Source organism: Pseudomonas fluorescens group sp., assembly GCF_020093335.1.
GTDB classification, from domain to species: domain Bacteria; phylum Pseudomonadota; class Gammaproteobacteria; order Pseudomonadales; family Pseudomonadaceae; genus Aquipseudomonas; species Aquipseudomonas petroselini.
Window position 1 is genome coordinate 40,642 of record NZ_JAIOKW010000020.1, and the last position, 20,464, is coordinate 61,105.

The following is a 20,464-nucleotide window of genomic DNA, read 5'->3' on the forward strand; positions in this document are numbered from 1 at the left end:
AGCCCCCTCCCACATTCGCGCGCATTCTCATGCTGGAATTCGGTCAACTGTGAGAGGGGGCTTGCCCCCCGATGGCCGCACCTCGACAACCCGCCTAGCCCAAATGTCGATCGCCATGGTTTTTCTGAAAAACCTCCTCCCCCATCGCCGCAATCTGCCCGTCGATCAGCGCCTCAAAGGGTTTGAGCAGCAGCTCGAACGATGCCGGTGCCTCCAGCACCTGCAACGCCTGCACAATGGCCTCAACCGTTGACAGGGCTCCCGGCCCGGGCGCTTTGCGCAGCCGATAACGCGACACAGCGCCCTCGGCCAGCGTGACCCGTGGCAGCGCTGCCAGCAACGGATTGAGGTGCAGCAATTTGCGCGCCTTGCGCCAGGTGCCGTCGGGAACCACCAGCAACAGCGGTTGATCCCCAGGCACATAGGCTTGCAGCGGCTGGGCGTCGTCAGCCGGAAACAACAGCCGCACCTGATAGCCAGGCGGGTTCAATAAGGCCGGCAGATCATCAAAGACCTCACCCACTATCAACTGCGCATTGTTCAACCCCAACGCCGCCAACCGCGCGGTATTGAGCGCATGGTTGACCTCGCTCGGGTGCTGCAACAGCAACACGCGGGTGCGGCTGTCGAGGCTCGGGATCAGCGCGCACAGGCAATGGGTGGCGGGTCGCAGGCAGCGCGGGCATTGGGGTCTGGACATGGATTATCAGGCCTGGTTGAGCTGGGCTTTGAGCAGATCGCGGAAGGTCTGGATCAACGGTTCACGGCTGCGCCCGCGGCGCATGATCATCGAAAACGGCGCCTGGTAACCGAAGGTGGCCGGCAGCAATACGCGCAAATCCCCCTTGTCGGCCCAGGCCTGGGCGTAGTGCTCAGGCAGGTAGCCGATATAGGCGCCGGACAGCACCAGGATCAACTGAGCCTCCATACTTTCCACGGTCGCCGCGCTGTGTTTGAAACCATGGCGCGCCAGTTCGGCCTGGCTCCAGTAGCCGCGACCGACCATGCGTTGCTGGGTGATCACTTGCTCCGGGATGCGGCGCTCGTTGAACAGCGGGTGCCGGGTGCTGCAATACAACCAGTGCTGCTCGCGGTACAGCGGCATGTAGATCAGCCCGCTCATGCGGTTGGAGAAAGCGCCGATGGCCAGGTCGAGGCGATTGTCCTGCACACCGAGTTGCAGTTCGTAGGGGCTCATCACCGACAAATGCAGGTGCACCGCCGGGTGCTCCTGGCTGTAGGCGCCGATGACTTCGGCGAACGGCAGCGCCTTGTCGCTGACGGTAGAGTCGAGCACCCCGAGCTTGAGGGTGCCACGCAACTCGCCTTTCAAGGCTGCGGCGTATTGCTCGAAACCTTCCAGTTCGCCCAGTAACCGCAGGGTTTCCTGATGGAACAGCTCGCCTTTGCTGGTCAGGCTGAAACCGCCCCGGCCGCGATGGCACAGCACCAGGCCCAACGCCGATTCCAGTTGGCTCATGTAAGTGCTGATGGCCGACGTGGACAGGTTGAGTTCGTGCTGGGCATTGGCGAATCCCTGATGCCGCACGACGCTGGCGAAGATCCGCAGGAGTTTCAGGTCGGGCAAGGCGTTGGCCATGGGGTCTCCAAGATGATCGGGCTACTTGTAGTGAGCGGGCTTGTCCCGCGCTGGGGGGCGAAGCCGCCCTAATGAGGACGCCGCAGTGTTTCAGAGAGACCGAGGTGCCTGGGTTTAGGGCGGCTTCGCCCCCCAGCGCGGGGCAAGCCCGCTCACTACAGTCCAGCTGTCGTAGTTTAACCGCTGGTATTAGTTTAGAAAAATCTGAACTAAGTATTTGCCCCTGCCGATTCTTTCGTATCGGTGTATTTCGCAGAATCGGCCCCTAATAAACAAAACAACGATGAGGCACTCCCGTGGACAAGATTTTCCACCAACCACTGGGCGGCAACGAAATGCCGCGCTTTGCCGGCATCGCCACCATGATGCGTCTTCCCCACCTGCAAACGGCCAAAGGCCTGGATGCCGCCTTTATCGGCGTGCCGCTGGACATCGGCACCTCGCTGCGCGCCGGTACCCGTTTCGGGCCGCGTGAAATCCGCGCCGAATCCGTCATGATCCGCCCCTACAACATGGCCACCGGCGCCGCACCGTTCGACTCGCTGTCGGTCGCGGACATTGGTGACGTGGCGATCAACACCTTCAACCTGCTGGACGCCGTGCGCATCATCGAAGAGGCCTACGACGAGATCCTCGAGCACAACGTAGTCCCGATGACATTGGGCGGCGACCACACCATCACCCTGCCGATCCTGCGGGCGATCCACAAGAAACACGGCAAGGTCGGGCTGGTGCACATCGATGCCCACGCCGACGTGAACGACCATATGTTCGGCGAGAAAATCGCCCACGGCACCACCTTCCGCCGCGCGGTTGAAGAGGGCTTGCTGGACTGCGACCGTGTGGTGCAGATCGGCCTGCGCGCCCAAGGCTACACCGCCGAAGACTTCAACTGGAGCCGCAAGCAGGGCTTCCGTGTGGTCCAGGCCGAAGAATGCTGGCACCACTCCCTCGCGCCGTTGATGGCCGAAGTGCGTGAGAAAGTCGGCGGCGGCCCGGTGTACCTGAGCTTTGATATCGACGGCATCGACCCGGCTTGGGCGCCGGGCACCGGTACGCCGGAAATCGGCGGGCTGACCACCATCCAAGCGATTGAGATCATCCGCGGCTGCCAGGGCCTCGACCTGATTGGTTGCGACCTGGTCGAAGTTTCGCCGCCCTACGACACCACCGGCAACACTTCGCTGCTGGGCGCCAACCTGCTGTACGAAATGCTCTGCGTACTGCCTGGCGTGGCCCATCGCTGATGAGCACCCACGAAGTGCTGCAAGCCGCCGCCGACCTGGTCGCGGCCTTTGCGCGCAATGACCGCGCCGCCTACTTCGGCGCGTTCACCGCCGATGCGAGCTTTGTGTTCTACACCCTCCCCCAGCCACTGCTGAGTCGCGATGCCTACCAGGCGTTGTGGGACAGCTGGCGCCGGGACGAGGGGTTCGAGGTGCTGTCCTGCACCTCAAGCAACGCCGTGGTCAGCCTGCAGGGTGACGTGGCGATTTTCATGCATGACGTGGCCACCGAGTTGCGCATGAACGGGGAGCAATTTTTTAGCCAGGAACGCGAGACCATCGTCTTCACACGGCAAGGGTCTGGCAAACAACAAAAACAAGGCCTGTGGCTGGCCTGTCACGAACATTTGTCCGCTATGCCGGAAGGGCTGCCGCCCCCTTAGCCAATGTGATCGGAGCTGATCATGAATAATAAAAACAACGATAAAAGTATTCGAAAGATAGAAACCAACGGGGTCGAGCAGATCCCGGACCACGAACGTACCGCCGGCCCCAAGGATCTGTTCCGACTGATCTTCGGCGGTGCCAACACCTTTGCCACCGCCGTGCTGGGCTCCTTCCCGGTGTTGTTCGGCTTGTCGTTCCAGGCCGGCGTCTGGGCGATTGTGCTGGGCGTGCTGGTGGGTGCGCTGATCCTGGCGCCCATGGGCCTGTTCGGGCCGATCAACGGCACCAACAACGCGGTGTCTTCCGGTGCGCACTTTGGTGTGCACGGGCGGATTGTCGGCTCGTTTCTCTCACTGCTGACGGCGATTGCCTTCTTCTCACTGTCGGTGTGGAGTTCGGGCGATGCGCTGGTGGGGGGTGCGAAACGTCTGATCGGCCTGCCGGAAACCGACTTGACCCTGGGCCTGGCCTACGGCGTGTTCGCCATTCTCGTACTGACGGTGTGCATCTACGGCTTTCGCTTCATGCTGTGGGTCAACCGCATTGCGGTGTGGGCGGCGAGCCTGTTGTTCCTGTTGGGCATCTTTGCCTTCGCGCCGGCGTTCGACAGCCACTTCGCGGGCACTGTAGCCATGGGCCAGACGGGCTTCTGGGCCGCCTTCATCGGCGCCGCGCTGGTGGCCATGAGCAACCCGATTTCCTTCGGTGCGTTCCTGGGTGACTGGTCGCGCTACATCCCGCGTGAGACGCCGAAAATGCGCATCATGCTGGCAGTGGTGCTGGCGCAAATCGCGACGTTAATCCCTTTCCTGTTTGGCCTGGCCACCGCGACCATCGTCGCGATCAAGGCGCCGGACTACATCGCGGCGAATAACTATGTCGGCGGGTTACTGGCGGTAGCGCCGACCTGGTTCTTCCTGCCGGTGTGCCTGATCGCGGTGATCGGCGGCATGTCCACCGGCACCACGTCGCTGTATGGCACCGGACTGGACATGTCCAGCGTGTTCCCGCGCCTGTTGTCACGGGTGAAAGCCACGCTGCTGATCGGGGTGATGTCGATTGCCTTCATCTTTATCGGACGTTTCGCCGCCAACCTGGTGCAAAGCGTGTCGACGTTCGCGGTACTGATCATCACCTGCACCACGCCGTGGATGGTGATGATGATCATCGGCCTGATCGTGCGTCGCGGCTTCTACTGCCCGGATGACCTGCAGGTGTTTACCCGCGGTGAGACCGGCGGGCGCTACTGGTTCAGCCATGGCTGGAACTGGCGCGGGTTGGGGGCGTGGATTCCGAGTGCATTGGTGGGCCTGTGTTTCGTCAATTTGCCGGGGCAGTTTGTGGGACCGCTGGGCAATTTGGCCGATGGCATTGATATCAGCTTGCCGGTGACGCTGGGGTTGGCGTCGGTGGTGTACCTGACCTTGCTGCGGGTGTTTCCGGAACCGGCGGCTGTCTACGGGCCGACCGTTGTGGCGAGGGAGCTTGCTCCCGTTCGACCGCGAAGCTGGAGCCGGCTTTTTTGGGGCCGCTTCGCAGCCCAGCGGGAGCAAGCTCCCTCGCCACAACACGCGCCTTCACCACAGCAAGCACGCTCACCACAATAAAAAATAATTGGAGAACCGCCGTCATGGCTTTGGATTTATTCGTCGTACTCATCTACGCCGCCGGCATGCTCGTGCTCGGCTATTACGGCATGCGCCGCGCCAAGACCCACGAAGATTACCTGGTGGCCGGACGTAACCTGGGCCCGTCGCTGTACATGGGCACCATGGCCGCCACGGTATTGGGCGGTGCCTCTACCGTCGGCACCGTGCGCCTGGGCTATGTGCATGGCATCTCCGGCTTCTGGCTGTGTGCCGCGCTGGGCATGGGCATCATTGCGCTCAACCTGTTCCTGGCCAAGCCGCTGTTGAAGCTGAAGATCTTCACCGTGACCCAGGTCCTCGAAAAACGCTACAACCCCATGGCCCGCCAGGCCAGTGCGGTGATCATGCTGGCCTACGCGCTGATGATCGGCGTGACCTCGATCCTGGCCATCGGCACCGTGCTGCAAGTGCTGTTCGGCCTGCCGTTCTGGATCTCGGTGCTGCTCGGCGGTGGTGTGGTGGTGGTGTACTCGACCATCGGCGGCATGTGGTCGCTGACCCTCACCGATATCGTGCAGTTTGTGATCAAGACCGTCGGCCTGATGTTTATCCTGCTGCCAATCTGCCTGTACCGCGTCGGCGGCTGGGATGAGCTGGTGGCCAAGCTGCCCGCGTCGAGCTTCAGCTTCACCGCGATCGGCTGGGACACGATCATCACCTACTTCATGATCTACTTCTTCGGCATCCTGATCGGCCAGGATATCTGGCAGCGCGTGTTCACCGCCCGTGACGAAAAGGTCGCCAAGTACGCAGGCACTTTCGCCGGTTTCTACTGCATCCTCTACGGCCTGGCCTGTGCGTTGATCGGCATGGCGGCACACGTGCTGATCCCGGACCTGGACAACGTCAACAACGCCTTTGCCGCTATCGTCAAAGTGTCACTGCCGGACGGGATTCGTGGCCTGGTGATTGCTGCCGCACTGGCGGCGATGATGTCCACCGCCAGTGCCGGCCTGCTCGCCGCCTCCACCGTGCTGACTGAAGACCTGTTGCCGCGTTTGCGTGGCGGCAAACAGTCGAGCCTGGCCGTCAACCGCCTGTTTACGATGCTGACCGGCATTGCCGTGCTGGGCATTGCGCTGGTGGTGAGCGATGTGATCAGCGCACTGACACTGGCCTACAACCTGCTGGTGGGCGGTATGTTGATCCCACTGATTGGCGCGATCTTCTGGAAACGCGCGACCACGTCGGGGGCGATCACCTCCATGACCCTGGGATTCGTGACCGCGCTGGTGTTTATGCTCAAGGATGGGCTGGACGCGAACACGCCGATCTACTACAGCCTGGCCATTGGGCTGGTGAGTTTTGTGCTGGTGAGCGTGTTGTCGCGCCGGCCAGAGGGTGTGGCGACCCGCGCCGTTTGATCAGCAACAGGCGTTAAAGCGGTTTCTTCAGCGGGTGCGACGTCGGATGTCGCACCCGTTTTTTTATTCGTCGCTATTGCGCCGCGCCTTCAAACAAATCACCGCAATCCTTGCAGCCAAAATACTGCTCGGTCGCCGGGCACTCAATTTCCCCGGTTGCCCCCGCCCTCACCCGCCAGACGCAGGCCGTTTGCTGATATTTCAGCGTGCCTTCAAGGTAACAAGGGGCCCAGTCAAACTCATCGTGCAGCGTGCGACCATCAATAAGCGCGGCGCGTTTGAAAAAGGACGCTATCTGCCGCTCATCCAGCGCAACGTCACTGGGTCGGCAGCGTTCGGGCTCTTCGGAGTGAAAGCCAGAGATGCGAATGTCGTCGAGATCCAGCTGGGAGGATGAGCATCCGGCGAGTAACAGGGAAAAGGTGAGGATGACGGATAAGCAGAAGGGTCCGACGATGAAGCGCACCTCATCACACAGGGTACGCATCAAATGACGGCTGCGCGCAGATGACAGGCGCCTCATCACGCCATGAAAAACGCCCGATAGTACAGCGCCCGCACGGTGCGGTTGCGTGAGCGCTTCAGGGCTTACCTGCGACGTGGGCGACGCTGCTCATCATCGGTGCGAATCGGCACGGGTTGCAACGGCGGCTCGATCAAGCCCAGTGCAACACCCAGATCATGGAGCCAGTTTTGAATTTTCTCTTTCATGGTTGCCCCCTTTGAGGGTAATGCTGGTAGGCGCAAGTTCTTTCGCCTTTTCCTACACTGATAGTAGCCCTAAGTCCTACGTATTGCTTGAACGAAAACACAACGAACTATTACTGAATTGATCCAAATCCTGACGGATCGCTCAAGCAATCGCGCGTGCGTCGTGCAGCGCCTCAGCCCTGTCGGCTTGCTGCAGGTCGATCCATGCGTTGAGGTTAGCGCCGAGCATACCCTTTCGCCACATCAGCCAGGTGGTCGCAGTGGCAAAAGGCCCTGTCAACGGATGAACGGACACACTGTCCTTGCCTGGCAGGCTGTTGAGCATGGACTCGGACATCAACGCCACCCCGGACCCAGCGATCACACAGGCGAGCATGCCTTGGTAGGACTCGATCTCAATCGCCCGCCCCATGGCCACGTGCTCGTGGGAAAACCAGGTTTCCAGCCGCGCGCGGTAGGCGCAACTGCGGCGGAAGGTGAACACCGACCGGCCCGCCACATCCTGCGGCCCGCGTACCGGCGGGTGATCGGCCTCGCAGATCAGCACCAGACGCTCCTCGCACAGGGGAACACCGTCCAAGGACGCGATGGTGATAGGACCGTCCACAAAGGCAGCATCGAGGCGACCGGTAATCAAGCCTTCGAGCAGCTCGCCACTCGGCGCCGATTGCACCTGTAGGTTCACCGTCGGGTAAGCCTTGTGGTAACGCGCCAGCAGCTTCGGTAAATGAACGGCGCCCGTGCTGTACATGCTGCCTAATACAAAGTCGCCAGCCGGTTGCCCACCCTGCACGGCGCCGTGAGCTTCGTCGTGCAGGGCCAGCAGACGGGCGCTGTAGTCCAGCAACACTTTGCCCGCCGGAGAAAGCTGCAGGCGTTGGCGCTCGCGCACGAACAGCTCCACACCGAGCTGTTCCTCCATCTGCTTGAGCCGGGTCGACAGGTTTGACGGCACGCGATGCAGGCGCTCGGCGGCACGGGTAATGGAGCCCTCTTCCGCCACCGCCTGGAAAATGCGCAATTGACTGAACTCCATACCTTTCTCCAAAACTGAACAAGTTGCTCACTATTATTCAATTTTACAGAAAGTCAATGCGCTTTAGCCTGAGGGTATTCGCTTATCCGCAGGAAACCTGACCATGTCCCCCTTGATTCGCTTACTTGCCAGTGGTGTCGCCTTGATGATGGCGATGGGCATCGGCCGCTTCGCCCTCACCCCACAAATGCCGCATCTGCTCAGCGAGGGGCAGATCGACCTGACCGGCGCTGGCCTGATCGCGGCCGCCAACTACCTGGGCTACTTCGTCGGTGCGGTGGATTCGATCTTTGCGCGCAGCCATCAGCATGTGCGTGGGCGCTTGTACGGCGGGTTGTGGCTGTGTGTGCTGCTGACCCTGGCGTCCTACTGGGCTCATGGCTTCTGGCCGCATCTGTTGCTGCGCTTTGGTACCGGTGTCGCGAGTGCCTGGGCATTGGTGATGATCACCAGCCTGAGCCAGCCGCTGGCGATTGCCGCCGGGCGTCCGCGCCTGGGCGCATTGGTATTCGCCGGGCCCGGACTGGGGATCCTGCTGACCGGGTTGCTGGCGTTGGGCTCCAACTTGCTGGGGCAAAGCTCGGCAACCTTGTGGTGGGTGTACGGCACGGTGGCGCTGGTGATGTTGTTGGCGATTCTGCCGTTCCTGCCCAAGCCTTCTGCCGCCAGTGCCTCGGTTGCCAGCCCTACGGACGCGGGCAGCAACGGCAGCATTGCGCATTTGTGCTGGATCTATGTGTTGTTCGGCCTTGGCTACATCATCCCGGCGACGTTCCTGTCGCAGATGGCCAGTGCGCAGTTCAAGGGCGCCTGGCAGGCCGATCTGTTCTGGCCGTGCTTTGGCCTGGCAGCCGCGATGGGCGTCGGCGTGGCGACCCTGCGCCGCAAGGATCCGCACACGACTCGCCGCTGGCTGATGACCACCCTATGGCTGCAAGCGGCCGGCGTGTTTGCCTGCTTGCTGGGCAATGGCTGGGGCCTGGCATTGGGGGTGTTGCTGTGCGGCGGGCCATTCCTGGCGTGCATGCAACTCGTGATGGCACGTTTGCGGGACGTCGCGCCCCACGGCTACCAGCGCAGCACCGGGCTGCTGACCGCAAGCTTTGCCATCGGCCAGTTGAGCGGCCCTTTGTTGGCATCGGTGAGCAGCCACCTGAGCGGCGGCCTGCAACCGGCGCTGGTAGTCGCCGGTGCAGGCTTGCTGGTGGCGGGTTCGGTGTTGGTCAGCCGGCAACCAAAGGCGCAGGTGCGCGCACCTGTTCACGCCGTGCCAGCACCAGGAAAAACAGCCCACCCAGGAAGCATCCGGTAAACCAGGCGAAGTTGGCCATGCCCTGCAACGCAGGGGTGAAGGTGATCGCAACGCCCGCCAGCGTTGCGGGCACCAACGCCTTGACCGCCGTCCAGTTCACGCCACCGTCGAAGTAATAGCGCCCGCTGGGGCTGTCATCAAACAGCGCATCCACATCGATCTTCTGCTTTTTGATCAGGTAGAAATCCACCAACAGGATCCCGAACAGCGGTCCGATAAAGGCCGCGAGGATATCCAGGGTGTAGTGGATCATCAGCGGGTTATTGAACAGGTTCCACGGTGTAATGAAGATCGATGCCACGGCAGCGATCATCCCGCCTGCGCGCCAGCTGATTTTGCTGGGGGCGACGTTGGCGAAGTCAAACGCCGGGGAGACGAAGTTGGCAACGATATTGATGCCAATGGTCGCAGTGACAAACGCAAAGGCGCCGAGCAATACCGCCACGTTGTTATCGATGCGCGAAACCGTGGCGATCGGGTCGTGGAGCATTTCACCAAACACCGGCAACGTGCCCGAGACGATCACGACGGTGACCAGGGAAAACGCCAGAAAATTCACCGGCAGCCCCCAGAAATTGCCGCGTCGTACGTCGTTCATACTGCGGCAGTAGCGGCTGAAGTCACCGAAGTTCAGGGTCGGCCCGGAGAAATACGACACCACCAGCGCCGTCGCCACGATCACCTGGCCAAACGCCTGCCATCCCGACAGCGACTTCTCCGCCAAGGTAAAGCTGATGTTCGACCAACCGGCCTTCCACACGATCCAGCCGGCCAAGGCAAACATCACCGCATACACCACCGGCCCCGCCCAATCGATAAAACGGCGGATGGACTCCATGCCCGCCCAGAACACCGCCGCTTGCAACAGCCACAGGCTGAGGAAACCAAACCAACCAAGGTAGGAAAGCCCAGCGAAATGCGGCTCTGCGTACACGGCCATCTGTGGGAAGAAACGCAGCACCACGATGATCAAGGCACTCGACGCCAAATACGTCTGAATTCCGTACCAGGCCACCGCGATCAAGCCGCGAATCACCGCAGGAATATTCGCGCCGAACACCCCAAACGCCAACCGACAAATGACGGGGTAAGGCACAGCGGCTTGCTGGCTCGGCTTGGCCACTAGATTAGCGATCAATTGCACAATGCAGATACCGGCGAGCAAGGCGATCAACACCTGCCAACTGGCCAGCCCCAAGGCAAACAGGCTGGCGGCAAACACATAACCGCCGACGCTGTGCACGTCACTCATCCAGAAGGCGAAGATGTTGTACCAGTTCCACTTTTGCGGCAGTGGCCCAAGGTCCTGGTTATACAGGCGCGGGCTGTAGCCTTTGGGCAATTGTTCGGTCATCGCTGGGCTCCTCGAAATACCAGCCTGCACGTGCGTCGCGGTGTGCATACGGAAGGCGGCATGGTTTGTATACGAGAGAGTCAGCAGAATACGTGCCAATTGAACGCAATCCCTCTGGCACGGCGCTCCAAAGGGATTGATATGGGTATAGACATGGGACGATGCTCAGCAACGGTGCACCGAAATCCTGTACACAATCAGCGGTGCACTCGATGTGCACACCAATGACCCACCGTGCAGCACGCGGCAGTCAGGAAGGTGCCCCAGGCCATGTCCATGATCGCTAAATGGGCTGACCAGCCCTGCAGCGTGGCCCAGTTACTCAGGTCGTAGGTGCCATAAGCGACCAGCCCAAGCAACGCCCCCCTGCGCGCAGCGCGCTGCCAACTGGCACTGGGCAGAACCACGAATACCACGCAACCGAACACATAGAGGAGGTAGAAGAGCAGAGCCGGCAATAGGCGGGGCTGGTCCAGCATCAGCGGGCCCAGCAGGGACTTGTAGGTTGGCCCCATGAGCACGCCGAGCCAAAGGCCGTCGAGGACCAGGAAAGCCAGCAACGTGCCGAGGTAGGCGAAAGATGTTTTCTTGGTCATTGATGCACCTCTGTAAGCGCCAACGGGCGCCTACAGAAGAGCAAAGCGTACTCAGCTTAGTTCAATGCGATCCGCGTGAATCACAATCTGGCCCTGCTTATACAGCGCACCAATGGCTTTCTTGAAGTTACCCTTGCTCACGCCGAACAAGTTGCTGATCACCGCCGGGTCGCTCTTGTCGCTGACCGGCAAGGTGCCGTTGTTTTCACGCAACTTGGCAAGGATCTTCGAGTTCAGGCTCGAGGCTGCTTCCTGGCCAACCGGTTGCAGGCTCAGGCTGATATTGCCATCCGCACGGATCTCCTTGATAAAGCCTTTTTCTTCCTTGCCCGGGCGCAGGAACTTGAACACTTCATTCTTGTGGATCAGGCCCCAATGCTTGTTGTTGATGATCGCCTTGAAGCCCATGTCGGTGGCTTCGGCCACCAGCAGGTCGACTTCCTGGCCCACCTGGTAATTGGCAGGCGTCTTGTCCAGGTAGCGGTCCAGGCGTGCGGTGGCCGTGATGCGCTTGGTGTGTTTGTCGAGATAAACGTGCACCACGCAGTATTCGCCAGCGGTCATCTGACGCTTTTCTTCCGAATACGGCAGCAACAGATCCTTGGGCAAGCCCCAGTCGAGAAACACGCCGATGCTGTTGACTTCCACCACTTTCAAACTGGCGAATTCGCCCACTTGGACTTTGGGCTTTTCGGTAGTGGCGATAAGTTTGTCATCGCTGTCCAGATAAATGAAAACGTTTAGCCAGTCTTCATCTTCACTGGGAATATCTTTGGGGATATACCGATTAGGCAAGAGGATTTCGCCATCTTGCGCACCGTCCAGGTACAAACCAAAGTTAGTGTGTTTAACCACTTGCAAGCTGTTGTAGCGCCCGACTAAAGCCATTTCCAAATACCCTCATTGCGTGGGCGGCATTCTACCCGAGTTGCGCTCGTCACGCGCGCGCGCCTGAAAAATCACGGCCTGGCGTGGCCTTGCGATGGCATCGCCCCGCTCGTCCGATCAATCCGGCTGATTTTTCTCAGGCAACCCACCGCAGCCAGCACCAGGGTTTCGAATTAAAACAGTAAGTTAGGGGTTCATTTCAAAGATGAAACTTGGCTATTTTCAGCCGCTGCACTTATTCTTCGAGGATATTTACCAAGCAATTGTCAAGTATTTCCTGTACGATGCCTGGCCAAGTTAATTTTCTACAGGTTAGTGGCCGCCATGCGTGTAAAAGCATCCAACAGCAAAGCAAAGCCAGCTCCCGCCGTTGAAACCAGCGAATCGATCAACAGCCAGATTGCTGCTTTCCTCAAGTCCGGCGGCGAAATCCAGCAAATTGCCAAGGGCGTCAGCGGCCAGACTTTCGGCCCATCCAAGCAGATCAGCCTGGGTAAAAAGTAATACCGCGCAACACCACTGGTCCCTAAGCGTCTTGCCTTCAAGGCGCTAGGACTAGAGCCCGAAATACCCTCGCTGCCTATTTTCCATTAGCGCTAATCGACGAACGGGCCTCACCTCCCGACATTCGCCGGTATCCTTGCACACGTCTAGCACGGGCATCTGCCCGATTCCTTCGTCACTGCTCCTCGCTTTTCATGGAGTGAAGCATGCTCAAACCGTGCATTTTTCTGGTCAGCGCCCTTGTCGCGTGCCCCCTTGCCCAAGCGCAAATATTCCAGCGTGAACTGGGCGACTTCGACCTGAAATTGGGCACCACCCCCAGCCGCAGCATGGCTCAGGGCCTGGTCAAGCCGACGTCTCCCGGCAGCGACTCGTTCCACGGCGGGCTGGACCTGAGTCATGACAGCGGCCTGTATTTCGGCCAGTTCTCACCAAACATGGGCCTGTCCTCGGCCAGCACCCTTGAAGTCGATTCCTACATGGGCTTCAAACACCCTTTCGACCAGACCCTGGGCTATGAAGTCGGCTTGATCCACTACAGCTACCCCAAGCTCAGCCCGCTCGACAGCCAGGAGTTCTACGGCGGCCTGAACCTGCTGGGTAATCGCTTCGGTGCCTCCTTCAGCAACGATCCGGATCGCCAGGACAGCACACTGTTCGCCGACCTGGGTGGCACCCAGCCTTTCGGTATTGGCGTCAGCATGAAATACACCACGCATCAGTTGGGCACGCCGGTCTCAGTGGACGGCGGCTCCATTCGCAGCTTCAGCGACTGGTCGGTGCAATTCTCCCGAGAATGGATGGGCGTTGACCTGAACCTCATCTACAGCGACTCCAGCCTCAGCGGCGGGGACTGCTCGGCCTATTCCGGACACAATTCGCAATGCGATGGTCTGTTGACGCTGAAGGCGGCGCGGTCGTTTTATTAATCGGCTGAACTGTCGCCCCCCGCGCAGGCTCACATGTGATAACCCACATTGCGAAGGACCCGCCCATGCTGCGTCGGCTCAAATTACTCGTCGTACTGCTGACCCTGAGCCTGGTGCTCGCCGGCTGCAATCGCGTAGGCCTGGCCTATCGCAACCTGGACGTGATCATTCCCTGGACCCTCAACGACTACCTGGACATGAACGCCGGGCAGAAGAGCTGGTTCAACGACAAGCTCAAGGAGCACCTGGCCTGGCATTGCACCACACAACTGCCGGGCTACCTGGACTGGCTGGACCGCCTGCAGCAGATGGTCGACGACAACCAGGTTACCGACGCGGCCTTGCAGACGCGCACCGTAGAGGCCAAGCAGGCCATCGCCGAGGTCGCCCGCGAGGTCACACCGTCGGCCATCGAGTTGTTGCAGGGGCTGGACGATCAACAGGTCAAAGAGATGAACGACGCGTTGGCCAAAGACCTGCGCAAGCGCCAGGACGAGTACCTCAAGCCACCGCTGGCCAAGCAGATCCAAGAACGCGCCGAGCGCATGAATAAACGCCTGGATGCGTGGATGGGGCCGCTGAGCGATAGCCAGAAAAACCGCGTCACGGCCTGGTCTATCAGCCTGGGTGAGCAAAACCAGCAATGGATCGGTAACCGCGCGCACTGGCAGGCGCAATTTATCGACGCCGTGAAGCAACGCCAGAGCGCCGACTTCCCGCAGAAAATGCAGCAACTGCTGGTGGACCGGGAAAGCCTGTGGACGCCGGAGTACCGCGTCGCCTACGCCGAGACGGAAGCGGCGGCACGCAGCCTGATCGTCGACCTGATGGCGCAAAGCAGCGTGCAACAGCGCCTGAAACTGACGCAAAAAATCGACGGCGTACGCAGCGACTTCAAGGCACTGAAATGCCTCAAAGGCAGCGCAAGCTAATGTGAGAGGGGCTGGCCCCCGCCCACATTAGATGAGCGCAGTGGCCGATCAGGCAATCTGAGCCTTGGAAGCCACCTCGGCAAAGGTCGCCGGATCCAGCGCGTCCGCCTGCTCATCCAGCACCTGACGCGGGTGATCATTGCCGGGAATCGAACTGTCGATCAGCGCCAACAGTTGTGCGCCCAGCGGAGTGAGGATGAAATTCTCGCCATTTCCGCCCTCTTCCTCAGGGCGCGACTCAATAAAGCCACGTTTGAACAGCAGCGCTTCATAATCGGCCGCCGTCTTCTTGAGCGCATCCAGGTTGCCGGTGGACTCGCCCGCCGTGGCCTTTTCGGCCGCTTCCTGCTCGGCGTATTTGCGCGGGGCGAAGCTGCCCTCGCCGTTCTGCACTTCATGCAGCAGACGTTCGATCAGATCCCAGTTGTAAGTCGTCATCCTGATTCCTCCTGCAGGCTGGTGGAAAGTAGCCCGTCAAGGTTGTGACAGGCCGGGTCACTGGCCGTTCAGCCGAATAGACGGACGTCATTTCTCTGAACTTTCCAGACGTTCGCGCCCTCAACAGCACATAACCGCCAAGGAGGTCTGCCCATGAAAACCCTGATGAACCTGGCCATCGTCGCCACGCTAACCGCCGCCCTGCCCGCTTGGGCCTGCACACCCGACGAAGCCACGGCCAAGCGCGAGCAACTGGCCCAGGAAGTGGCCAAGCTGACCGAACAGAACCCGACCAAGGCCAAGGAGATGAACGACGAGCTGCAGAAGATGGACCTGGATACCGAAAGCGCTGAGTTCCCCGATAAATGCCAGTTGATCGACGCCCGTCTCAAGGAGCTCAGGGAAGCAGCGGCCAAAGCCAAAAGCTGATGGCATAAAAAAACCGGACAAAGGTCCGGTTTTTTCATGTCACTCAAGCCTTATTCAGCAGCCGGCGCTTCCGGCTTGCGGCGTTTGAGTGGCGCCATGCCGTCCTTGCTGACGAGCGACAGGTTGTCGGTCTTCGGCCGGTTGGCAATCTTGCGTTTGGTCGGCGACTTGGCGCCGGCCTTTTTCTTGTCGCCCTTGGCGTCGGTCTTTTTCTTCTTCACGCCAACGGCCTTGCCCGATGCCTTGACCTTCTTCGGCCCGGTGTAGGTGCCTTTGACTTCTTTGATGGTGCGACGCTCGAACGACTGCTTGAGGTAGCGCTCGATGCTCGACATCAGGTTCCAGTCGCCATGGCAGATCAGCGAGATCGCCAGGCCATCATTGCCGGCACGCCCGGTACGGCCGATGCGGTGCACATATTCGTCGCCACTGCGTGGCATATCGAAGTTGATCACCAGGTCCAGGCCGTCCACGTCCAGGCCGCGCGCGGCAACGTCGGTGGCCACGAGGATCTTCACACCGCCGGCCTTGAGGCGGTCGATGGCCAGCTTGCGGTCCTTCTGGTCTTTCTCGCCGTGCAGCACGAACGCCTTGTATTCCTGGGCAACCAGGCGGCCGTAGATACGGTCGGCGGCAGCGCGGGTATTGGTGAACACGATGGCTTTCTGATAGGTCTCGTTGGCCAACAGCCAGTTGAGGATCTGCTCTTTGTGCACATTGTGGTCAGCGGTGACGATCTGCTGGCGCGTGGTCGCGTTGAGGTCGCTGACGTTGTTGACCTGCAGGTGCTCAGGGTTGTTCAGCACCTTGGCGACCATCTCGCGCAGGGTGGAACCGCCGGTGGTGGCGGAGAACAGCATGGTCTGCTGGCGATTGATGCACTCGGCCACCAGGCGCTGCACGTCATCGGCAAACCCCATGTCGAGCATGCGGTCGGCTTCGTCGAGCACCAGCACTTCGACTTCCTTGAGGTCGAGGTTGCCGGCGTTGAGCTGCTCGATCATGCGGCCTGGGGTGCCGATCAGGATGTCCGGCACCTTGCGCAGCATGGCGGCCTGCACCTTGAAGTCTTCACCGCCGGTGATCAGGCCGGACTTGATGAAGGTGAACTGCGAGAAGCGCTCCACTTCCTTCAAGGTCTGCTGGGCCAGCTCGCGGGTCGGCAGCAGGATCAGGGTCTTGATGCTGACGCGGACTTTGGCCGGGCCGATCAGGCGATTCAAAATCGGCAGGACGAAAGCGGCGGTCTTGCCACTCCCGGTTTGAGCCGTCACCCGCAGGTCACGCCCTTCGAGCGCGAGCGGGATGGCCGCTGCTTGCACCGGCGTAGGCTCGACAAATTTAAGCTCGGCCACGGCTTTGAGCAGGCGTTCGTGCAGGGCGAATTGGGAAAACACGGGTGCTACCTCGAAGAAATACAAAAAATCAGCTGCATAGGGTACCGGTTTCGGCCGTCCAAACCGAGTTTCTTTACGCGAACGGTGTCATTCAGGCGCTTTTTTGTCAGGGCATTTGTCCATGACATCAACTTTGTTGCACTTAAATGCTCTAATCGCCCCGTCTTGTCCCATAGAAGAATCGGTTTCACCCATGGATATCAAACAGCTCTGGCTCAACGTCCAAGATCTCTGGGGCGCCCTCGATGAACACCCGCTGCTGCATGCCAGCCTCGGTTTTGTGGTGTTGTTGGTGGTGGCTCTATTGCTTGGACGGGTGGCACGTTACCTCATCCTCCACGCCGTCAAACTGCTCGGCCGGCAACCGGCCCTGCATTGGCTCAATGACCTGCGGCACAACAAAGTCTTCCATCGCCTGGCACAGATGACGCCCTCGCTGGTGATCCAATTCGGCCTTTACCTGGTGCCGGACCTGAGCAAGACCGCCATCCTGTTTATCGGCAACGTGGCCCTGGCGCTGACCATCCTGTTCCTGGTACTGGCCATGAGCGCCCTGCTCAGCGCCCTGCTGGACATCTACGCCCGCACCGAACACGCCCGCACCCGCTCGATCAAGGGCTACGTGCAGTTGGCGAAGATGGTGCTGTTCGTGTTTGGCGCAATCATCATCGTCGCCACCCTGATCGACCGTTCGCCGCTGTTGCTGCTGTCGGGTCTTGGCGCCATGTCAGCGGTGATCCTGTTGGTGTACAAGGACACGCTGCTGTCGTTCGTCGCCAGCGTGCAGTTGACCAGCAACGACATGCTGCGGGTCGGCGATTGGATCGAGATGCCCCAGGTCGGCGCCGACGGCGATGTCGTGGACATCACCCTGCACACGGTCAAGGTGCAGAATTTCGACAAGACCATCGTCTCCATCCCTACCTGGCGCCTGATGTCCGAGTCGTTCAAGAACTGGCGCGGCATGCAGGCCTCCGGCGGACGGCGCATCAAGCGCAGCCTGTTTATCGACGCCAGCGGCGTGCGCTTCCTGCGCGACGACGAAGAACTGCGCATGACCCAGGTGCACCTGCTCACCGACTACATCGGGCGCAAGCAGGCCGAGCTCAAGGCCTGGAACGAAGCCCAGGGCCACAGTGCACAGCTGTCGGCCAACCGCCGCCGCATGACCAACCTCGGCACCTTTCGCGCCTATGCCCTGGCCTACCTGAAAAGCCATCCGGACATCCAGCCGAACATGACCTGCATGGTGCGCCAGATGCAGACCACCGCCCAGGGCGTGCCGCTGGAAATCTACTGCTTTACCCGCACCACGGCGTGGGCGGATTACGAGCGGATCCAGGGGGACATTTTTGATTACCTGCTCGCGGTGTTGCCGGAATTTGGCTTGAGTTTGTATCAGCAGCCGAGTGGGAATGACTTGCGCGCGGGGGTGTTGCCGGCGGTGTTGGGGGCCAGTCATTTGCCGCCCCCTGAAAGTCGCGCTGGCTAAACCACGGAGCGGTTGGGCGCCTTCACGCCCAACCGACTGATCCACACCGCCGCCAGAATCACCAACCCACCCAATGCCAGTCGCCCCAACGGCTCGTGCTGGTTCCAGATCAGCAGGTTCAGCAGCAACCCCACCGGCACATGCAGGTTGTTCATCACCGCCAGGGTGCCGCCCTGCACCAGGCAAGCCCCCTTGTTCCACCAGTACATGCCCAGCGCAGTGCTGACCAACCCGAGGAACACCAGCACACCCCATTGCAGCGGCGCTTCAGGCAGGAAGTTGGCTTTGCCGAACAGCAGGAATGCCGGCAATACCACCAGCAACGCGCCCAGGTAGAAATAACCGAAGCGTCGGTAGTGCGGCAGGTCGCTCGGGTAACGCGCCACCAAATGTTTGTACATCACTTGCCCGGCGGCATAGGTGAAGTTGGCCAGTTGCAACAGCAGGAAGCCTCCGAGGAAGTGCGGGGTGATCTGGTCGAAACGGATCACCGCCGCGCCCGCCACCGCGACCAGCGCGGCGATCAGCGCCCAAGGGTTGAAGCGGCGGTTCAGGGCGTCTTCGATCAGGGTCACGTGCAACGGCGTGAGGATGGTGAACAGCAACACCTCCGGCACCGTGAGCACGCGAAAGCTCAGGTACAGGCACACGTAGGTCACGCCAAACTGCAGCGCGCCGATCACCAGCATGCCCCGCATGAACGCCGGTTCTACCGAGCGCCAGCGGGTCAGTGGGATAAACACCAGACCGGCCAGCAACACACGCACCAGCACCGCGAAGTAACTGTCGACGTGACCGGCGAGGTATTCGCCGATCAAGCTGAAGGAAAATGCCTGAATCAGGGTGACAACCAGTAAGTAGCCCATGCGCGCCTCATTTCGAATGGGCGGGACATTAAAGGTTTTCGGCGAGTGAAGAAACTCGGGGTAAAAAAAACCCGACCTCGCTAAAGCGTCAGTCGGGCGGTAGCACTCAGGAGCAAAAGTGCAAAGGGAGGTTCGTTACGCGTACTTGAAGGGTTTGCGTGGAGCGATATAAACACTGCGCGATTATGTGGCGATTAAAGGATCAAGCGACCTGTGCCAGCAGCGCCTTGGCGTGGTTGATGCCCTTCTCCTGGAAGTCCCCGCTCAAGTTCACCCCTTCGGCGTGAATGAACGTGACATCGTGAATCCCGATAAACGCCATGACCTGACGCAGGTAGGGTTCCTGGTGATCAGAGCTGGCACCGGTATGAATGCCGCCGCGAGCGGTGAGCACGACGGCACGCTTGCCGGTGAGCAGACCCTGAGGGCCGGTGGCGGTGTACTTGAAGGTCACGCCGGCTCGCAACACATGGTCCAGCCAGGCCTTGAGGGTGCTGGGGATGGCGAAGTTGTACATCGGCGCGGCCATTACCAGCACGTCGGCGGCCAACAGTTCGTCGGTCAATTCGTTGGAGCGATCCAGGGACGCCTGTTCGTGGCCATTGCGCTGATCCGCCGGCTTCATCCAGCCGCCGAGCAGGTTGGCGTCCAAGTGCGGCACCGGGTTGAGGGCCACGTCACGCACGGTGATCTGATCCGCCGGGTGGGCGGCCTGCCATTGGCTGATGAACTGCTGGGTCAGTTGGCGAGAGATCGAATCCTGCTGGCGGGCACTGCTTTCGATGATCAGAACATTGGACATGGCGTTGTAGGCTCCATCTGTAATTGCTGTAAGTCGATGGAGTGAAGATTAAACAGAGCCAATTCGATTAAAAAGCGCAAAAAACTGCTATAACCCATCTATAAATTTGTTTATAGGCGGAGTGCGCCGTGGGCATGCTCCGCTGCAGCGTTACTTGGGTGCGCAGGTCAGTGCAATGCGCATCTTGATAATGGCGCGGTTGAACTTGACCGTGGTGTTGGTGCTTTTGCCTGCCGGCACCGTGACCGTTCTGCGGCGCGGCGCTTCCGGGCCGTTGGTGAAGATTACCGAGCAGACGGCGTCCTGGGTGCCGTAGTTATTGAGTTGGATCGAACTGATATCGCCGTCCACATCGGAGGCGGTGTAATCGATGCTCACGCCGTCGATCTTTTTAGTCACGTCGATCGGGTAGGCAAACGCGCTCATCGGCAGCAGCGCCAGCAACACACAACAGAATTTTCTCATTCGGCAGTCTCCAATAAGGACCGCCAG

At 60.3% G+C, this 20,464-nt stretch carries 23 protein-coding genes; 10 read left to right on the forward strand and 13 right to left on the reverse strand.

The features are described from left to right. Positions 1-94: 94 nt before the first annotated feature. Positions 95-700, reverse strand: coding sequence for a tRNA-uridine aminocarboxypropyltransferase (locus K7431_RS19795; RefSeq protein WP_015885255.1), 606 nt, complete (start codon positions 698-700; stop codon positions 95-97). A 6-nt stretch (positions 701-706) separates the two neighbouring features. After that, a complete protein-coding gene (locus K7431_RS19800) occupies positions 707-1,600 on the reverse strand; it encodes a LysR family transcriptional regulator (RefSeq protein ID WP_015885256.1) in 894 nt (297 codons plus the stop codon). A 296-nt stretch (positions 1,601-1,896) separates the two neighbouring features. On the opposite strand from K7431_RS19800, the gene speB reads away from it, so the two are divergent. From speB to K7431_RS19820, 4 genes are read left to right on the forward strand one after another with little or no spacing between them, the layout of a single operon-like run. Next, positions 1,897-2,847 (forward strand): agmatinase, encoded by a 951-nt coding sequence (gene speB / locus K7431_RS19805; RefSeq protein ID WP_015885257.1) that lies wholly within the window; start codon positions 1,897-1,899, stop codon positions 2,845-2,847. Then, positions 2,847-3,269, forward strand: a complete 423-nt coding sequence (locus tag K7431_RS19810) for a YybH family protein (RefSeq protein WP_043205728.1) — start codon at positions 2,847-2,849, stop codon at positions 3,267-3,269. Before speB ends, K7431_RS19810 begins: the two co-directional genes overlap by 1 nt. Before the next feature lie 21 nt (positions 3,270-3,290). Continuing rightward, a complete protein-coding gene (locus tag K7431_RS19815; RefSeq protein WP_015885259.1) occupies positions 3,291-4,880 on the forward strand; it encodes a purine-cytosine permease family protein in 1,590 nt (529 codons plus the stop codon). A 23-nt stretch (positions 4,881-4,903) separates the two neighbouring features. Continuing rightward, complete coding sequence (locus K7431_RS19820; RefSeq protein WP_015885260.1) at positions 4,904-6,286, forward strand: sodium:solute symporter; 1,383 nt, start codon at positions 4,904-4,906, stop codon at positions 6,284-6,286. Positions 6,287-6,359: 73 nt separating this feature from the next. Here K7431_RS19820 and K7431_RS19825 read toward each other — a convergent pair whose 3' ends face one another. The 3 genes from K7431_RS19825 to ptrR all read right to left on the reverse strand — a co-directional run bounded on the left by K7431_RS19825 (position 6,360) and on the right by ptrR (position 8,033). After that, entirely contained in the window at positions 6,360-6,773 is a 414-nt protein-coding gene (locus K7431_RS19825; RefSeq protein ID WP_148270933.1) for a hypothetical protein, read from the reverse strand. A gap of 101 nt (positions 6,774-6,874) precedes the next feature. After that, entirely contained in the window at positions 6,875-6,997 is a 123-nt protein-coding gene (locus K7431_RS30905; protein ID WP_003193089.1) for a PA1414 family protein, read from the reverse strand. A 142-nt stretch (positions 6,998-7,139) separates the two neighbouring features. Beyond that, on the reverse strand, positions 7,140-8,033 hold the full coding sequence (gene ptrR / locus K7431_RS19830) for a putrescine utilization regulator PtrR (RefSeq protein ID WP_015885263.1): 894 nt from the start codon (positions 8,031-8,033) through the stop codon (positions 7,140-7,142). A gap of 103 nt (positions 8,034-8,136) precedes the next feature. On the opposite strand from ptrR, the gene K7431_RS19835 reads away from it, so the two are divergent. Further along, positions 8,137-9,345 carry an MFS transporter gene (locus tag K7431_RS19835; protein ID WP_015885264.1) on the forward strand — a complete coding sequence of 403 codons (1,209 nt, stop codon included), beginning with the start codon at positions 8,137-8,139 and terminating at the stop codon, positions 9,343-9,345. Here the strand turns inward: K7431_RS19835 and K7431_RS19840 are convergent. The 3 genes from K7431_RS19840 to K7431_RS19850 all read right to left on the reverse strand — a co-directional run bounded on the left by K7431_RS19840 (position 9,257) and on the right by K7431_RS19850 (position 12,183). Further along, a complete protein-coding gene (locus K7431_RS19840) occupies positions 9,257-10,699 on the reverse strand; it encodes an NCS1 family nucleobase:cation symporter-1 (RefSeq protein WP_015885265.1) in 1,443 nt (480 codons plus the stop codon). The genes K7431_RS19835 and K7431_RS19840 overlap by 89 nt on opposite strands. A 197-nt stretch (positions 10,700-10,896) precedes the next feature. Further along, positions 10,897-11,295: a DUF2177 family protein gene (locus K7431_RS19845; RefSeq protein WP_015885266.1), complete on the reverse strand. Its 399-nt coding sequence runs from the start codon at positions 11,293-11,295 to the stop codon at positions 10,897-10,899. Between the two features lie 51 nt (positions 11,296-11,346). After that, the gene (locus K7431_RS19850) at positions 11,347-12,183 is read right to left on the reverse strand and encodes a CvfB family protein (RefSeq protein WP_015885267.1); all 837 of its coding nucleotides are present in this window, start codon (positions 12,181-12,183) and stop codon (positions 11,347-11,349) included. A gap of 324 nt (positions 12,184-12,507) precedes the next feature. On the opposite strand from K7431_RS19850, the gene K7431_RS19855 reads away from it, so the two are divergent. From K7431_RS19855 to K7431_RS19865, 3 genes are all read left to right on the forward strand, one after another. Then, positions 12,508-12,687 carry a hypothetical protein gene (locus K7431_RS19855; RefSeq protein ID WP_003193095.1) on the forward strand — a complete coding sequence of 60 codons (180 nt, stop codon included), beginning with the start codon at positions 12,508-12,510 and terminating at the stop codon, positions 12,685-12,687. Between the two features lie 206 nt (positions 12,688-12,893). Then, positions 12,894-13,616, forward strand: a complete 723-nt coding sequence (locus K7431_RS19860) for a TorF family putative porin (RefSeq protein ID WP_015885268.1) — start codon at positions 12,894-12,896, stop codon at positions 13,614-13,616. Between the two features lie 65 nt (positions 13,617-13,681). Continuing rightward, the gene (locus tag K7431_RS19865) at positions 13,682-14,548 is read left to right on the forward strand and encodes a DUF6279 family lipoprotein (protein ID WP_043205729.1); all 867 of its coding nucleotides are present in this window, start codon (positions 13,682-13,684) and stop codon (positions 14,546-14,548) included. A gap of 48 nt (positions 14,549-14,596) precedes the next feature. Here the strand turns inward: K7431_RS19865 and K7431_RS19870 are convergent, their stop codons facing one another. Continuing rightward, positions 14,597-14,986: a hypothetical protein gene (locus K7431_RS19870; RefSeq protein ID WP_015885270.1), complete on the reverse strand. Its 390-nt coding sequence runs from the start codon at positions 14,984-14,986 to the stop codon at positions 14,597-14,599. A gap of 153 nt (positions 14,987-15,139) precedes the next feature. Between K7431_RS19870 and K7431_RS19875 the strand changes: the two genes are divergently transcribed. Next, positions 15,140-15,415 (forward strand): hypothetical protein, encoded by a 276-nt coding sequence (locus K7431_RS19875; protein ID WP_015885271.1) that lies wholly within the window; start codon positions 15,140-15,142, stop codon positions 15,413-15,415. Between the two features lie 50 nt (positions 15,416-15,465). On the opposite strand, the gene K7431_RS19880 is transcribed toward K7431_RS19875, so the two are convergent. Further along, entirely contained in the window at positions 15,466-16,812 is a 1,347-nt protein-coding gene (locus tag K7431_RS19880) for a DEAD/DEAH box helicase (protein ID WP_043205730.1), read from the reverse strand. A gap of 193 nt (positions 16,813-17,005) precedes the next feature. On the opposite strand from K7431_RS19880, the gene K7431_RS19885 reads away from it, so the two are divergent. Next, on the forward strand, positions 17,006-18,304 hold the full coding sequence (locus tag K7431_RS19885; protein ID WP_015885273.1) for a mechanosensitive ion channel family protein: 1,299 nt from the start codon (positions 17,006-17,008) through the stop codon (positions 18,302-18,304). Here the strand turns inward: K7431_RS19885 and K7431_RS19890 are convergent. The 3 genes from K7431_RS19890 to K7431_RS19900 form a co-directional block, all read right to left on the reverse strand. Beyond that, positions 18,301-19,170: a carboxylate/amino acid/amine transporter gene (locus tag K7431_RS19890; protein WP_015885274.1), complete on the reverse strand. Its 870-nt coding sequence runs from the start codon at positions 19,168-19,170 to the stop codon at positions 18,301-18,303. The two genes, K7431_RS19885 and K7431_RS19890, sit on opposite strands and share 4 nt — an antisense overlap. A gap of 202 nt (positions 19,171-19,372) precedes the next feature. Then, a complete protein-coding gene (locus K7431_RS19895; RefSeq protein ID WP_015885275.1) occupies positions 19,373-19,972 on the reverse strand; it encodes an FMN-dependent NADH-azoreductase in 600 nt (199 codons plus the stop codon). A 150-nt stretch (positions 19,973-20,122) separates the two neighbouring features. Then, positions 20,123-20,437, reverse strand: coding sequence for a 3-phosphoglycerate kinase (locus K7431_RS19900; protein ID WP_043205731.1), 315 nt, complete (start codon positions 20,435-20,437; stop codon positions 20,123-20,125). Positions 20,438-20,464 lie beyond the last annotated feature (27 nt).